At 48.2% G+C, this 14,619-nt stretch carries 12 protein-coding genes; 5 read left to right on the top strand and 7 right to left on the bottom strand.

Annotated features, from left to right (window positions below; all coding sequences use genetic code 11):
- Positions 1-22 precede the first annotated feature (22 nt).
- Positions 23-1,648: an HAD family acid phosphatase gene (locus tag LJ740_RS16830; RefSeq protein ID WP_229530288.1), complete on the top strand. Its 1,626-nt coding sequence runs from the start codon at positions 23-25 to the stop codon at positions 1,646-1,648.
- 27 nt (positions 1,649-1,675) lie between these two features.
- Here the strand turns inward: LJ740_RS16830 and LJ740_RS16825 are convergent, their stop codons facing one another.
- The gene (locus LJ740_RS16825) at positions 1,676-2,143 is read right to left on the bottom strand and encodes a thioesterase family protein (RefSeq protein ID WP_229530287.1); all 468 of its coding nucleotides are present in this window, start codon (positions 2,141-2,143) and stop codon (positions 1,676-1,678) included.
- A gap of 121 nt (positions 2,144-2,264) precedes the next feature.
- Between LJ740_RS16825 and recQ the strand changes: the two genes are divergently transcribed.
- Positions 2,265-4,085 carry a DNA helicase RecQ gene (recQ, locus tag LJ740_RS16820; protein WP_229530286.1) on the top strand — a complete coding sequence of 607 codons (1,821 nt, stop codon included), beginning with the start codon at positions 2,265-2,267 and terminating at the stop codon, positions 4,083-4,085.
- Between the two features lie 19 nt (positions 4,086-4,104).
- On the opposite strand, the gene LJ740_RS16815 is transcribed toward recQ, so the two are convergent.
- From LJ740_RS16815 to LJ740_RS16795, 4 genes are all read right to left on the bottom strand, one after another.
- The gene (locus tag LJ740_RS16815; protein ID WP_229530285.1) at positions 4,105-4,770 is read right to left on the bottom strand and encodes a glutathione S-transferase; all 666 of its coding nucleotides are present in this window, start codon (positions 4,768-4,770) and stop codon (positions 4,105-4,107) included.
- Between the two features lie 59 nt (positions 4,771-4,829).
- Positions 4,830-5,183, bottom strand: coding sequence for a hypothetical protein (locus LJ740_RS16810; protein WP_229530284.1), 354 nt, complete (start codon positions 5,181-5,183; stop codon positions 4,830-4,832).
- 52 nt (positions 5,184-5,235) lie between these two features.
- Positions 5,236-5,532, bottom strand: a complete 297-nt coding sequence (locus LJ740_RS16805; protein WP_229530486.1) for a c-type cytochrome — start codon at positions 5,530-5,532, stop codon at positions 5,236-5,238.
- Between the two features lie 133 nt (positions 5,533-5,665).
- Positions 5,666-8,818 (bottom strand): methyl-accepting chemotaxis protein, encoded by a 3,153-nt coding sequence (locus tag LJ740_RS16795; protein WP_324255629.1) that lies wholly within the window; start codon positions 8,816-8,818, stop codon positions 5,666-5,668.
- A 276-nt stretch (positions 8,819-9,094) separates the two neighbouring features.
- Here LJ740_RS16795 and LJ740_RS16790 point away from each other — a divergent pair, with 276 nt between their 5' ends.
- From LJ740_RS16790 to ribA, 3 genes are all read left to right on the top strand, one after another.
- Entirely contained in the window at positions 9,095-9,367 is a 273-nt protein-coding gene (locus LJ740_RS16790; protein ID WP_229530283.1) for a DUF3630 family protein, read from the top strand.
- Between the two features lie 89 nt (positions 9,368-9,456).
- On the top strand, positions 9,457-12,267 hold the full coding sequence (locus LJ740_RS16785; protein ID WP_229530282.1) for an EAL domain-containing protein: 2,811 nt from the start codon (positions 9,457-9,459) through the stop codon (positions 12,265-12,267).
- A gap of 55 nt (positions 12,268-12,322) precedes the next feature.
- A complete protein-coding gene (gene ribA / locus LJ740_RS16780) occupies positions 12,323-12,940 on the top strand; it encodes a GTP cyclohydrolase II (RefSeq protein WP_229530281.1) in 618 nt (205 codons plus the stop codon).
- Between the two features lie 87 nt (positions 12,941-13,027).
- Here the strand turns inward: ribA and LJ740_RS16775 are convergent, their stop codons facing one another.
- Positions 13,028-14,023, bottom strand: coding sequence for an OmpA family protein (locus tag LJ740_RS16775; RefSeq protein ID WP_229530280.1), 996 nt, complete (start codon positions 14,021-14,023; stop codon positions 13,028-13,030).
- 75 nt (positions 14,024-14,098) lie between these two features.
- Positions 14,099-14,290 (bottom strand): CsbD family protein, encoded by a 192-nt coding sequence (locus LJ740_RS16770; RefSeq protein ID WP_229530279.1) that lies wholly within the window; start codon positions 14,288-14,290, stop codon positions 14,099-14,101.
- Positions 14,291-14,619: the final 329 nt, after the last annotated feature.

The following is a 14,619-nucleotide window of genomic DNA, read 5'->3' as shown; positions in this document are numbered from 1 at the left end:
GGATTAAAAAAGGCCAATGTTTATGAATACAATGCGTTTGTTCGGCTTAGCTTCTCTGCTGGCACTCACCGTTGGATGCACCAGCAATAATGCACTCGCCATGCCGGAAAAAGCAGACGATGTGGTGCAAGCCACTGACGTTACCATGCCGGTGAGGATAGCGACCTGGAATATTGAACATCTGGCGTATCCCCAGGACACAGGGTGCAGACCGCGTACTGAACAGGAGATTGTTGCACTCAGGCACTATGCCGAAAGTCTTGATGCCGATGTTATCGCGCTGCAGGAAGTCGCTTCGGCAACAGCCATGGCGCAAATTTTTCCTGACAGTGACTGGCGGATCATCGTATCGCAAAGACCGGACAGCGAGTCCTATGAGTGCCGGGGCAGTGGCTTTACCTCTACCCAGCAAAAAGTGGCCTTTGCCGTCAAAAAATCCGTAGCTGTACTGGCAACAGACAATGTTGAAGAGCTGGCGCTGGATATGCCCGGCTTGCGCTACGGACTAGTCATCCAGGTGGCTTCGCCTAACGGACCACTGGACATTTTAAACGTACATATGAAAAGCGGCTGCTTTGTAGATGATTACCTGAGCAGTGATTCTGAGTCTTGCCAAATCTACGCGAGGCAAGCGCCTATTCTCGATAACTGGATTGCACAGCGCGAAGCGCAGGGCACGGCCTATGCGGTTTTAGGCGATTTTAATCATCGCATGTCGGCGCCGTACAATCGCCTGTCAAGGTTGCTGTTCAGCGAAAACCGCTCGACCCGGTTGGCAACCCGCGATGTTATTGGGTGTCACCCGCGTTACCCGGCGCCTATCGATCATATTCTGGTGGGGGGCATGAATACCCAGGTGGCCAGTAATTCAATACAGGTGCATCAGTTTGACAACATGGAAGCCGAGGCCATGCTTAGTGATCACTGTGCAATTTCCACCGCCCTGTTTGCAGAAAAACCTGCTTATTCGACAGCGGTAACCTGGCTCACCCGCAGCAAAGAATATCAACTGTTAACCGAAGACATGTACCGCCAGGCCACAGAAGCCATCAAATCGGTATCGTCTGAAACCAGCAACTGGGTGGTGGTGATGGATGTGGATGAAACCATTCTGGACAATTCCGCTTACCAACGCCAAACAGAGACACTGGGAACCGGATTTGCTCCTGATACCTGGAATGCCTGGGTAGAAAGCGAAAACGCTGTATTAGTGCCTGGCGCCAAAGCCTTTATGGAAGCGGTGTATCAACAGGGGGGTAAAGTGGCGCTTATCACCAATCGGCCGCGTACGCTGGACGCCCACACCTGGCGTAACTTGCAGGCGCTTGAGGTTCCGGTGACTAATGATAACACCTGTTTGATGGGCCGGGTGGCGGCGGATAAGGAGGTGATTGGCCAACCAGGCATACACAACGATAAAGATCTGCGTCGCCAGCAAGTACGCCAGGGCAAAGCCGGGTGCTTTTCCTTAACCCGGGAGATTAATCGCAGTTGGGCTCAACCTCATCAGATTTTGTTCCAGGTGGGCGATAACATTGAAGACTTTGCAGGTGTTACCCAGGAACACGCAGATATTGGCGCTTTGCTGCCAGAGCATGGCCGCAGCCTGTTCCTGTTGCCCAACCCCATGTACGGCTCCTGGCGTTAACACGGCTAAACCGCAAATCGTCGCCACTTACAGCATGTAGGTGGCGGTGCCAAAGGCGATATGAGTGCCTTTTTCATTGTGTAATTCCATACGGCACACCGCCACCTTATTGCCTTTGCGGATCATCTCAGCGGTTGCCGTGAATTCTTCACCTTTGCCTGGTCTGAGATAATCTACCCGCATGTCGATGGTGCCAATTCTGGCAATGCGCTGCCTGAACTCATCGGCAGTGAGATCGTTCAGGTCTTTTGCTACGTAGAGCATCGCCATTAAACCACCTACGGTATCCAGGATGGCTGCGGTGACACCCCCGTGCAGGATTTTTTGATAGGGGTTGCCCATCAGGTTGTCTTGCCAGTTTAACCGGATGGTGGCTTTATCAAAATTGGTACGCTCGATTTGCAATCCCAGGAAACGGTTAAAGGGCAGTTGTTGATCAAATACATCCATGACCAAATCCAACATGGCTTTTTGGGTTAATTTTGTCTCTTGCATGCTAATTCCTGTGAAGTTTTTAATGAAGCCAGGGCTAAAAACTCATACACTTAGTGGTGCGCCATTTTGCCATTTTTAATGGCTGTCTTGTTAACTTATTAAATAATCATTCTGAAGCCCTTTGAAATCGAATACTGCCACCGTTCCTGTTCAGGTTGAAAGCCTCCGGACCCCCAAACAAATACTTTCGGAAGTGTTTGGTTATCGCGAATTCCGGGAGGGGCAAGGTGACATCATCGAGCATACCTTAAATGGACTGAATACCCTGGTGTTAATGCCTACCGGGGGGGGCAAATCACTCTGTTACCAGATCCCGGCTTTGCTGTTACCCGGCATGACAATTGTCGTTTCCCCGCTGTTGTCTTTAGTGCGGGACCAGATTGATTCGCTGGCGGCGATGGGGATTACCGCTGAGTGTCTGAATTCAACACAAACTCCTCAGCAACAAATGCAGGCGGTGCAAAACCTGTCGTCCGGGCATAGTAAATTACTGTATGTCTCACCGGAAAAGCTAATGCAGGTGCAGTTTTTACATTCATTGGCGCAACTGCCGGTGAGTTTGATCGCCATTGATGAAGCCCACTGTGTTTCTCACTGGGGGCATGATTTCAGGCCCGAATATCGACAACTGGGGCAACTTAAACAGTTTCTGCCCAACACCCCGGTGATGGCACTGACCGCAACAGCAGACATCGCCACCCGTTCGGATATTTTGCTGCAGTTGGGTATTCAGGATGCCTTTGTCTGGCGCGGCAGCTTTGACAGACCCAATATCCGCTATCTGCTGACGCAAAAATTTAAGCCCCTGCAACAATTGCTGAAGTATCTGGAACAACAGGATGGCAGCGGTATTGTCTATTGCAACAGCCGCAACAAGGTAGACACACTGACAGAACAATTGTGCCGACACGGCATTAAAGCCGCCGCCTATCACGCCGGTAAATCCACAGAAGAACGGGAGTGGGCCCAGTCCCAATTTTTACAGGACAAAGTGGATGTGGTGGTGGCAACTGTGGCGTTTGGGATGGGGATTAATAAACCCAATGTGCGCTTTGTGGTGCATTATGACCTGCCACGCAGCGTTGAGTCGTATTATCAGGAAACGGGCCGGGCCGGGCGTGATGGTATGCCTGCTGAGGCGCTGTTGTTGTTTGATGAAAAAGAAGTGGCCCGCAATAAAGACTGGATTGCCCAATCGGAAAATGCACAGCGCCGGGAAGTAGAACTAAACAAATTTCAGGCACTGGTGGCTTTTGCTGAGGCCCAAACCTGCCGGCGTCAGGTGCTGCTGAATTACTTTTCGGAATTCAGCGATAAAGCCTGTGGCAATTGCGATATTTGTCTGGATCCACCCAAGCGCTTTGACGCCACTGAAGAAGCGCAAAAAGTGCTGTCCTGCATTTTGCGCCTGCAACAGGCCGTGCCGGTAAAATCGGTGATTGAAGTCCTACGGGGTAAAAAACTAAAAGACATGCCACCAGAGTGGTTTGAGTTGTCAGTTTATGGCATCGGACAAAAGCAAACTGACGCCTGGTGGTGGAATGTTATTTATCAGCTTATTCATCAGGGGATTATGCGTCAGGACGTGACCCAAAACTTAGCATTGAAACTGACCGAGGCTGCCCGGCCGGTGCTCAAAGCGGAATATCCCCTGACCCTGGCGGTCCCTCGTCTGAACCTGTCTTTTAGCAAAGACAAATCGGTGGATGCGAAACACTATGACCGCAAATTGTTTGCCCTGCTGAAGAATCTGCGCAAACGGCTTGCCGAGCAGGAAGACGTGCCACCTTATGTGGTGTTTAACGATGCGACGCTGGCTGAAATGGCACAGTGGCAACCATCCACCCAGCAAGAGTTGTTGCAAATCAACGGCGTCGGTCAGACGAAACTGAAAAAGTATGGTGAAGAATTTATTCGCTTACTCAGAGATTACAGCCATTAGTGGCGAATTAACTGGTTTGTCAGGCAAAGTCATAGTCCCCCCCTTTGGTCAACGCTCTTTTATAGGCGTCTCTGGCCTGGATTTTCTCTACCCACTGAGTAATTGACGGGTAGTTTTTACACAGGCCGCGATGCACAGCAGCCTCAAGCGGAAAACTCATCTGGAAATCTGCACCGGTCAGCCGGTTCGTCGCAAACCACTCGTTGAGCTTTAAATGGGTTTCGATAAAGGCCAGTTGCCGGGTAATGTTGGGCATTATGAAGTTCTTATTCACCTTGTTGGCAATCGCCCCTGCAATGGGCTTCACGAAAAAAGGTTGGGCATTGTCTTTCACTTTTTGCATAACCAGCTTGAGCAATAATTGCGGCATCAGACTGCCCTCGGCGAAATGCAACCAGTAAACATAGTGCTGGTGCTGATCACTGCTTTCCGGTGGACGAAAAGCGTCATTGCTGTAGGTTCTGGCGAGGTAGTCAATAATGGCTCCCGACTCGGCAATGGTATGCTCCTTGTCGGTCAGCACCGGTGATTTTCCTAACGGGTGGACTTCTTTCAGTGATGCGGGTGCCAACATGGTTTTCTTGTCACGTTGATAAAACTCAATCTGGTAGTCCAGGTTAAGCTCTTCCAGCATCCACAACACCCTTTGTGAGCGAGAATTATTGAGGTGGTGTACGGTCAGCATGGTTTTTTCCAAAAAAAATTTATTGTGGTTATACGCCATTAACCACTAAAAAGACCATATTAATTTTGCATCAAAATTTGCTTTACCGCTTCAGAAAAACCCGGTAACGCCTGCATCGAAAAACACAGGTGGTAATTTAAATTTCCTTCCCGGATAAACGAACAGGGTTCATTTATATTACTGAACAAGGGTTGGTAAAAAATCCTAAGGGTTTCAGGGGGAATAAGGTGGCGTAACTGAGGTAGCAGACTGTGATTTGCGATAAGGGCGTGCAGTCCGCTTTGCAGTTTTTCCCTGGGTACAGACGTTAACGGGATAACACCAAAACCACCCGTAGTGACCAGATTAAGATACAGGGCCTGGTGCAGGGACTTATCGGTTTCGATCAGAGTCAGTGGTACAGCCAATCCCATGAAAGCCTCTGAGGTTCAGTGAGATTGGCGGACAGGCATGGTGGCGGCGTTTTTATCCGCCTGCAGGCAGACTGGAAAAATAGGCGGCTAAATTGGCAATGTCATCGTCTGACAGTGCCGCTGCCATTGGTGTCATCACCGGATTTTTACGGGTGCCATCGCGATAGGCTTTTATGGCATCCACCAGATAAAGTTCTTTCTGGCCTGCGAGATTGGGGTAATTAGGAATCATGGAGATACCATTGGCGCCGTGACATGCCTGGCAGGTTACGGATTTAGCTTTGCCTTTGGCTGCATCCCCGGCAGCTGTCGCTGACGTCGAGGCCATTCCAAGGGCAAGCGCTAGCATTAAAAAGTTTCGGGTCTTTTTCATGGTGTTAGCTCTCTGCTTGTGAGTGTTTTTAACCGGAGTTGTTCAACAACAGTAACCTTGATCAATACTCCGGCGGATTATTTTGGATCAGTGTGCTTATGGCTGATTGCTATTGTTCCCCCAGACTAAAATAATTCAGCTTGGATGTCATGTTAACTGCCAACTGTTTCAGTGTATCACTGGCTGCCGTGGCTTCTTCCACCATGGCCGCATTTTGTTGGGTCATATTATCCATCTGGCTGACAGCACTATTGATTTCGCTGATACCGGTAGACTGTTCTTTAGAAGACAGGGCAATTTTATTCATCATTTCGGTGACTTTAACCACAGAATGAATAATTTCTTCCAGTGTATCACCTGAGTTGTTTACCAGTTGTTTGCCTTCGTCTACTTTTTTCACACTGTCCTGAATCAGTTCTTTGATCTGTTTAGCGGCACCGGCAGAACGCTGTGCCAGATTGCGAACTTCGGTTGCCACAACGGCAAAGCCCCGGCCTTCTTCGCCCGCCCGGGCAGCTTCCACGGCGGCATTCAGTGCCAACAGGTTAGTTTGAAAGGCAATTTCATCAATAACATTAATAATATCCACCACCTTTTTACTGGACTGACTAATTAACTCCATGCTGGCGATAGCCTCTGACACGATTTGCCCGCCCTGATGGGCTTTTTCTTTGGTCTGATTGGCTATCTCATGCGCTTCCTGACTGTTTCTGGCGTTCTCCTGCACTGTGGTTGTTAACTCTTCCATGCTGGCGGCGGTTTCTTCCAGCGAAGAAGCCTGTTGTTCGGTGCGGTTACTGAGTTCCTGATTACCCTGGGCAATCTCATTGGCACCTACCATCACCTCTGAGGCGCAGTGATTGATATCTAAAACGGTTTCACGCAATTTATCGACGGTGCTGTTGATGGCCCCTTTCAAACTTTCAAACTCGGGAATAAACGTCTGTTGAATGGTGGTATTCAGATTCCCCTGAGACAGGTTTTCCAGAGCCATTCTGACGGCGTTGACGGCGTTGACCCGGCCGGTTACCTCAATGGCAAATTTAACCACTTTATACACCTCGCCATTGAGATCGAAGATCGGGTTATACGTGGCGTGGATCCAGACCTCAGAGCCGTCTTTCGCAATGCGTTTAAATTCGCCCGCCTGAAATTCACCTTTGCGCAGATTTTCCCAAAATGCCTGATAATCCTGACTGTCCCGGTAGTCCTGGGTGACAAAAATGCCGTGCTTTTTACCCTGAATCTCAGCCAGCTGATAGCCCATGGTGTTGAGGAAGTTATCATTGGCTTTGAGAATGGTAGCATCAGGGCTGAACTCAATAATGGCCTGTGATTTGTCTATCGCATTGAGTTGCCCCTGATTATCGGCATCAATCATTTTTTGCTGGGTGATATCGGTGGCGTATTTCACTATTTTGGCCACTTCGCCATTCAGTCCCAGTATGGGATTGTATGAGGCCTGAATCCAGATATCGTCCCCTGATTTGGTGATCCGCTTAAATTCTCCTGATTGATATTCACCGGCGCGCAACGCGTCCCAAAAATCCCGGTATTGTTGGTTGTTTTTGATGGCGTCGGGCACAAATATCTGGTGTTTTTTGCCCTGAATCTCCTGCAGTTGGTAACCCATAGCCTGCAGAAAATTAACGTTAGCTGTGAGAATGCTGCTATCCAGGTTAAATTCAATCACGGCTTGTGATTTACCGATAGCGGCGATTTGCCCCGCGTAATCGGCATTCTGTACTTTTTGCGCTGTAACATCGGTGGCGTATTTCACCACTTTGAATGGTCGCTGTGCGGCATCCAGGATGGGATTATAAGAAGCCTGTATCCAGACATCCTGGCCATTTTTTGCAATCCGTTGATACTCACCGGTAGTGAATTTTCCGTCATTCAGGTCCTGCCAAAAGCGCGCATACTCGGCAGACGCGCTGACCTCTGGTGCCACGAACATGCGGTGGTGCTTGCCCTGTATCTCATCCAGTTCGTAACCCATGGTGGCCAGAAAATTGTGGTTGGCGGTTAATATGTTGCCATCCATATCGAATTCAATGACCGCCTGAGATTTGCCAATGGCGGAAATTTGCCCCTGGAAATTGGCATAATCTTGTTTTTGTTGGGTAATGTCTGTGGCGTATTTGACGATTTTCAGCACTTCGCCGTTAACATCAAATATCGGTGTGTAGGCGGCCTGTATCCAGACCTCTTTACCTCCCTTGGCGAAGCGCTGATACTCCCCGCTCTGATGCTTACCCTGGCGCAATTGCTGCCAGAAGTCCTGGTAATCCGGACTGTTGGCATAGGCGCCATCCACAAACATGCGGTGATGTTTGCCTTGAATCTCAGCCAGCTGATAACCCATGGTGGCCAGGAAATTTTCATTGGCATTCAGTATCTTACCGTCAGTGTTAAACTCAATCACGGCCTGGGTTTTGCTGATGGCGGCTATCTGGCCTTCAAAATCTGTATTTTTCAGCTTTTGCTCAGTAATATCACTGGCGTATTTAATAATCTTTTTTAGTTGACCTGTACTGTCATAGATGGGGTTGTAAGACGCCTGAATCCAGACGCTTTGGCCATTTTTAGCGACGCGATGAAACTCACCAGACTGGAACTCGCCGTTGTTAAGTTGTTGCCAGAATGTGCGGTAACTGTCTGCGCTTTTTTCTTCCTCAGAAACAAATATTCTGTGGTGCTGCGCAACCACTTCGTCCAGCGCGTAGCCCATTGTCTGCAAAAAGTTCTCGTTGGCCCACAATATCCGCCCATCTAAATCAAAGTGTATCACTGCCAGGGATTTACTGATGGCATTGATTTGACCTTCGTATTCGGCGCTTTGGGCTTTTTGGCGGGTGATCTCGGAGGCAAACTTGATGACCTTATAGACGTTTCCTTGCTGATCTAAAATGGGGTTATAGGTGGCCTGAATCCAGACATCGTCGCCATTTTTATTGATTCGCAGGTATTCTCCGCTTTGAAATTGGCCATCGCGCAGATCATTCCAAAAAGCCTGATAATCGGCATGTTGGCTGTCTCCCGGGCGCAAAAACATACTGTGATGTTTGTGTTGAATTTCATTCAGGGCATAGCCCATAGTGGCCAGAAAATTATCGTTAGCCGATAAAATATTACCCTGGGGATCAAATTCAATGACTGCAAAGGAGCGTTGCAGGGCCTGGGTGGTATTTCTGAGTTCCTGCAGTTCGACGCCGGTATCCGGCTCTGTGGTAATCTTTAACTTTCCAAAACCTAGTTTCATAATGATTCTGCCTTCCTGGTGATAGAAAATTCAGCGCTCTGATCACGGGCTAAGAGCGATTTTCTCAAAATCTTATTGCGTGCCAGATTAATACTAAACCACATCTGTATTTTTGCCATTTCAGGCATAGCAAACAGGGTAAAATCTCTGCACCAACGGTAATCTGTTAATATAGAGGGCAGGCAGCATATTGCTATTAGCCATTAGTCGGATTTTTTGGCATCAATCGGCTACAATTCCGGCTAACCTGAGTACAACGAATGTTACACAACCGTTATGCAATTATTCATGTTGGATTATGGCTGGGCCAGCGATACACAGGGGTTGGCGTTGCAACTGACCCAACTGCAGGCGCACCAGCAGTGGCAAATCAAGCAGCACGAACAGGGGGCCGACCGCGAACAATGGTTCATTGACATGAACGGCGCACAGTTTCTGATCTTTGTTGAGCATCTGTCTGAAAGCGCCTGGGTTGAATCGGCGGGCGCACAGGACGCAGGGCAATTGCAGAATTTTTGTGCGATCTTGTTATCAGATACAGCAGTCTGATCGTATTATGCTATCCTGTGTGAATTTACTGTAATCTTGGAAACGTTCTGAAGCAGCTCGCAATCATATTGTTGTGTCATTGGTGCAGTTTGATATTTGCTGTCGCAAATGCCGATGTGCTGATACTGGATGACCGCAATCCGCATGTTGATCTGAGTGCTCATTTGAGTTTTCAAACGACGGATGATCAGGTGCAACTGTCAGATATTAAGAATCGCCAGTTGCAATGGTCAGTTGCTGATCTGCCAAAAGTATTGTCACCCGAACAGAGTTTGTGGGGCAAAGCCAGTTTGCGCTATGAGTCACTGGAAAAATCGCGCTATACCCTGATCATTAATAATCCCAATCTCAACTATGTCGATATCTTTATCCTGGATGATTTAGGCCGTATTTTGCATTCCGCGAATATTGGCGCCAATCGCCCCTTTGCGAACCGGCCTTTTAACTATCGTGAATTTGCGTTGCCCTTTGAGCTGGACTTCGGGCAAAAGTTTGACATTGTGTTTCGAATCAAAGACGACGGTCCCCTGGTCTTCAATGTCAACTTCTGGAAAAGCACCGCGCTCATCAAACAGGAGACCCGAAATCTGGCATTGATCGGGGTGTTTACCGGTGCACTGCTGATTTTGGGCACTTATTTTCTGCTCACCTATCTGATGTTGGGGAGTCCGGTGCGTTTTTGGTTTGCCATCGCCAACCTGGTATTTCTGGTATTGTTTTTAAACAATGAAGGGGTACTGGGGCAGGCGACCGGGTTTACCGCTTATATCGTGCCCTTTTCGCTGGGGCTGGTGGCACTGTCAGTGTATTGTGCAGTGAAAGTGTCCTATGCCATGTTGATTGGTATGCCGGGGTACTGGCGACTGGTGAACTATCTGTGCGCCATCGCCTTTATTGTCATTGCTTTTTGGCCGGATGCTTACTGGCAAATTGTATTGGCGGCCGGATTAGGTGCAGCGGTGATCCTGCTGCAATTGTTTTTGGCCATTGTGTATCGCAACCCGTTTAACAGCTTACCCAATAAGCTTTATATCGCGGGCTGGCTGGCTATCAGTTTGACCACGCTGACGCATACGGTGTTGTTTATTGACGGACAGGTACTGAATACAGGTTCCAATCTCGGATTTAACCTGCTGATATTGTTAGGCGTTATCTGTATTGCTGTTGCTGTAGAGGCACATGAAAAGGTGATCATTCACCGTCAATACGAGCAGCAAAAGAGCACCATCGCCGATCTGCAACGCTTCTACGACTTTTTCCGCAATTCTGCAGAAGGCTTGTTCAGTACCACGCAGGATGGTCAGCTAATCTCGGTTAATCCGGCGATGTGTCACCTGTTTGGCTATCAGAATGAACGACAACTTTTACAGGAAGTGCGTCATGCCACGCAATTTTATGCCAATGAAGAAGATCGGGACATCCTGATCGGGCAACTCATTAAAGAAGGCAGCTGTATCGAAAAAGAAGTCAAAGGGGTCCGCCGGGATGGCACGGAGTTTTGGTTTTCGATTTCGGTACAAATGCGCGAAGAAAATGATATCAAACTGCTGTTTGGTTCCATTGTGGACATTACCGAGCGCAAACAATCGGATATTAGTTTACGTTATATGGCCACCCATGATTCGTTGACCGGTATCTATAATCGTCGCCATTTTGAAGGCCAGTTGACCGAGGCGTTATCCGCCATGAAAAACCAGGAACAGGAGCTCACCTTGCTCTATCTGGACCTGGATCAGTTTAAAATTGTCAATGATTCCTGTGGTCACAAGGCCGGTGATGTACTGATCAAACAACTGGCGCAAAAGCTCAACGATATTGTTATGAATCGCGGTATTTTAGGGCGTATGGGAGGCGATGAGTTTTCGGTCTTGCTCAAAGGCGATGAAGCCGTGTCTGGTTATACCGTGGCTAAAAAACTGTTAAATGTGGTCCAGGAATATCGTTTTATCTGGGACAATCGCATGTTTACCCTGGGGGTCAGCATTGGTTTGGTGGAATACCGCAAGGGCATTAACAGTGCCGAGCAACTGATGAGTATGGCGGACTCAGCCTGTTACCTGGCCAAGCAACAAGGCCGGAATCAAATCCATGTCTATTCCAGTGAAGACGCTAAAATGCAGCGTTACGAGGCTGATCTGGAGTCCATCACGCTAATTAATCAGGCGCTGGATGAAGATAAGTTTATTCTCTATTTTCAGCACTATCAGTCTTTGCAGAAAAGCCGCGCAGGACACCAATACGAAATATTGCTGAGAATTCAGGGTGATGATGGCAACATTATTCCTCCGGCTGCCTTTTTACCGGCAGCGGAGCGCTATAACCTCAGTACCAAAATCGACAAATGGGTGGTGGATCGCTACCTGCAATGGTTATCCGGCCACCCGGAACATCTCCATGAGCTCAGTCAGGCCAATATTAATCTGTGCGGGCTGTCGATGGGGGATAAAGATATTAAACTGTATTTCCTCAATGCCTTTGAGAAATACAACATTCCCTATGAAAAAATCTGTTTTGAGATCACGGAAAGCACCGCTATCGTAAAGATGGATGAGACCCTGGATTTTATCAATACCTTCAGAAAACTGGGTTGTAAGTTTGCCCTGGATGATTTTGGCATTGGCTTTTCATCGTATGAGCATTTGAAAAAACTGCCGGTAGATTTTGTAAAAATCGATGGCAGCTTTGTCAAAGACATTCTGGTGGACCCCATCGATATGGCGATGGTGTGTTCCATGAAAGACGTGGCCAAGGCCATGGGCATCGGCACGGTAGCAGAGTACGTGGAGTCCACAGAGATCATGGTGGAGCTGGGTAAAATCGGCGTAGATTTTGCGCAGGGCTATGGCGTGGCAAAACCTGAAGCACTAAATAGTTTTAAAAGTTATAATCAGATAACTTGAAATTGACCCCATTTGTTATCATATCGGGTCTACTCCGAAACTGAAGTTAATACCTATGTCACAGCTGCTTCCTAAGTATCAATTTGTAAGTTCTGCAAAATTACCTACCCGGTTTGGCTCGTTCATGATCCACGGTTTTGTAGATACTGCCAGTCATCAGGAGCATGTGGCCTTATCGTATGGCGAATGGCAGGAAGAAGATGTGGTGCCTATTCGTATCCACTCTGAATGTCTTACCGGAGATTCCCTGTTCTCTACCCGCTGTGATTGTGGGTTTCAGTTAGAAAAAGCACTGGAAAATATTGTCAAAGAAGGCCGGGGCGTGCTGTTGTATTTGCGTCAGGAAGGTCGTGGTATCGGATTGCTCAACAAGATCAAGGCCTATAACCTGCAGGATCAGGGGCTGGATACCGTGGAGGCAAACGAGCATCTGGGCTTTGATGCGGATCTGCGGGAATACGATATCTGTAAGGTGATGCTGGACACGCTGAAAGTGAAAAAAGTTCGGCTTATGACCAACAATCCCAAAAAAATTGCCGCCTTAAAAGACCTGGGCATCAAAATAATCAAACGTGTGCCAATCGATCACGGTATCACCGAAGACAACAAACACTACCTGAAAACTAAGACCAAAAAACTGGGCCATGCCTTTGACCCACATTTGTTAAAGTAATCCCCTTCCAGCAAAGAATTCCCGCCATTGGGGCGGCAACAGTGTTGCAACACACCGTCTCCGCCTGAATCAATGAACCGGATGCGCCTATTCCTCAATTGTCAGGGTGGCTTCAATACGGCGATTCAGCTTTTCAGCAAAGATGGTTTTTTGGCTGGATAATAAATCGGTTTCGCCATAGGCAACGACGGTAATGCGATCCGCGGCAACACCGTAATGCTCTATCAGCAGAGATTTAATCGCTTCAGCGCGGCGTTTGGACAAATCAAAATTGTATTCGTTGGTGCCGGGACGGGAAGCGTGCCCTTCGATGCGCAACGTCGCTTTGGGGTTAAATCGGGCTCTGGCAGCGAATGCCTTGAGTTGCTCACTGTCCTGCTTTTGCACCACAGCACTGTCGTGTTCAAAAAAAGCGGTAAAGGTAACGGTGTTAATTGCATCTTCAGGTTCCGCTATCTGACAGCCATCAGCGTTGACCGCCGCTGTTTCTGAATAGGGGCAGTTATCGCGGTAATCGGCGACACCATCCTGGTCATCGTCTTTGTGTTTTGCCGCGGGTGCGCTATGCCCAAACTTATAGGCTATCCCCAACCTGGCCCCTAAATTATTGTGGTTATCTCCCAATTCCCGATACCAGGTTGCCTCGGATATCAAGGCCCAACTGTCATTGATACGCCAGTGTTTACCCAGACCCAGATTTAACAGGTTGGGTTCATCACCCAATGTTTCCCGTTTCAGACCGGTAAATACGTAGGTATCGCGACTATTGAGGTAGTACAAAACGTCAGCGCCGTAGCGCATGCCTGCATCATTGACAGGATCGCCGGTTTGCAGACGTTCGCGCTCGAGATCGGCATTGAGACCGGTAAGCTCGATACGGCCTGCCCAGTCAGCGTTGAACCGGTAACCAAATTCTTCACCGAACCCCCAACCTGAACCCAGTGCGCCGGGTCGGTCTTCATCGGGACTATACATTTCGCCGCTCAAGCCAAACCACCAATATTCCTGATCGGTGTCATTGTTTGCTGCAACGTAAGGGGTGATACTGGTGCTGATTATAAGTGCCATTAGCGTTTTTTTCATGGTGCTCTCCTGAGTGTCTTTGTCCTCAACAAACCCGGAAGCGGTGTCCGGGTTTTCGTGTCGATGCCTGAATGCTTATGCTTTGAGTTCTTCGAAGGCTTTTTGGGCTTGTTCTTTGGTCATGCCGTACTTTTCCTGCATGACACCGTGAAAGTTCTCGAATTTTCCTTCGATTTGTTTGACTTCATCGTCGGTCAGCTTGCCCCAATGTTGTTTCGCCTTACCGGTCAGTTGATCCCATTTACCTTTTGCAATATCAATGTTCATAGTGACTCCTGGTGTTGCGTGATGAGTTTCGTCAGGGTTAATTCAACTATCTTGCCAATATTTAAGTTATTGATATTTAACAGTATGTTTTTATCTTATGGGTGAGGTTGAAGACCGGCCGGAATATTTTACAAGGCCAGATTGTGAAATTTACAGGCTGCGGGAATGCTCTGTTGCTGGCACAGCAGACAACAAAATTGTCAATAAAACCGGATCGACAGCTGGTTATTGTTGATTAACGCTTCATTAGTGACTTCTCGATATGCTGTCTCTGTTTCAGCATTGTTTTGGCTTGTAAAAGACAAAGCGGCAAAAGTATCGGTACTCAT

Origin of the sequence: Planctobacterium marinum, from assembly GCF_020687805.1 — a bacterium.
Taxonomy (GTDB): Bacteria; Pseudomonadota; Gammaproteobacteria; order Enterobacterales; family Alteromonadaceae; genus Planctobacterium; species Planctobacterium marinum.
This window is presented reverse-complemented; position numbering and strand designations above follow the sequence as displayed.

Coding starts and splice junctions, on each gene's coding strand:
- LJ740_RS16830 (WP_229530288.1), top strand. CDS start 23: ATGAATACAATGCGTTTGTTCGGCTTAGCTTCTCTGCTGGCACTCACC.
- LJ740_RS16825 (WP_229530287.1), bottom strand. CDS start 2,143: ATGCAAGAGACAAAATTAACCCAAAAAGCCATGTTGGATTTGGTCATG.
- LJ740_RS16815 (WP_229530285.1), bottom strand. CDS start 4,770: ATGCTGACCGTACACCACCTCAATAATTCTCGCTCACAAAGGGTGTTG.
- LJ740_RS16810 (WP_229530284.1), bottom strand. CDS start 5,183: ATGGGATTGGCTGTACCACTGACTCTGATCGAAACCGATAAGTCCCTG.
- LJ740_RS16805 (WP_229530486.1), bottom strand. CDS start 5,532: ATGCTAGCGCTTGCCCTTGGAATGGCCTCGACGTCAGCGACAGCTGCC.
- LJ740_RS16795 (WP_324255629.1), bottom strand. CDS start 8,818: ATGAAACTAGGTTTTGGAAAGTTAAAGATTACCACAGAGCCGGATACC.
- LJ740_RS16790 (WP_229530283.1), top strand. CDS start 9,095: ATGCAATTATTCATGTTGGATTATGGCTGGGCCAGCGATACACAGGGG.
- ribA (WP_229530281.1), top strand. CDS start 12,323: ATGTCACAGCTGCTTCCTAAGTATCAATTTGTAAGTTCTGCAAAATTA.
- LJ740_RS16775 (WP_229530280.1), bottom strand. CDS start 14,023: ATGAAAAAAACGCTAATGGCACTTATAATCAGCACCAGTATCACCCCT.
- LJ740_RS16770 (WP_229530279.1), bottom strand. CDS start 14,290: ATGAACATTGATATTGCAAAAGGTAAATGGGATCAACTGACCGGTAAG.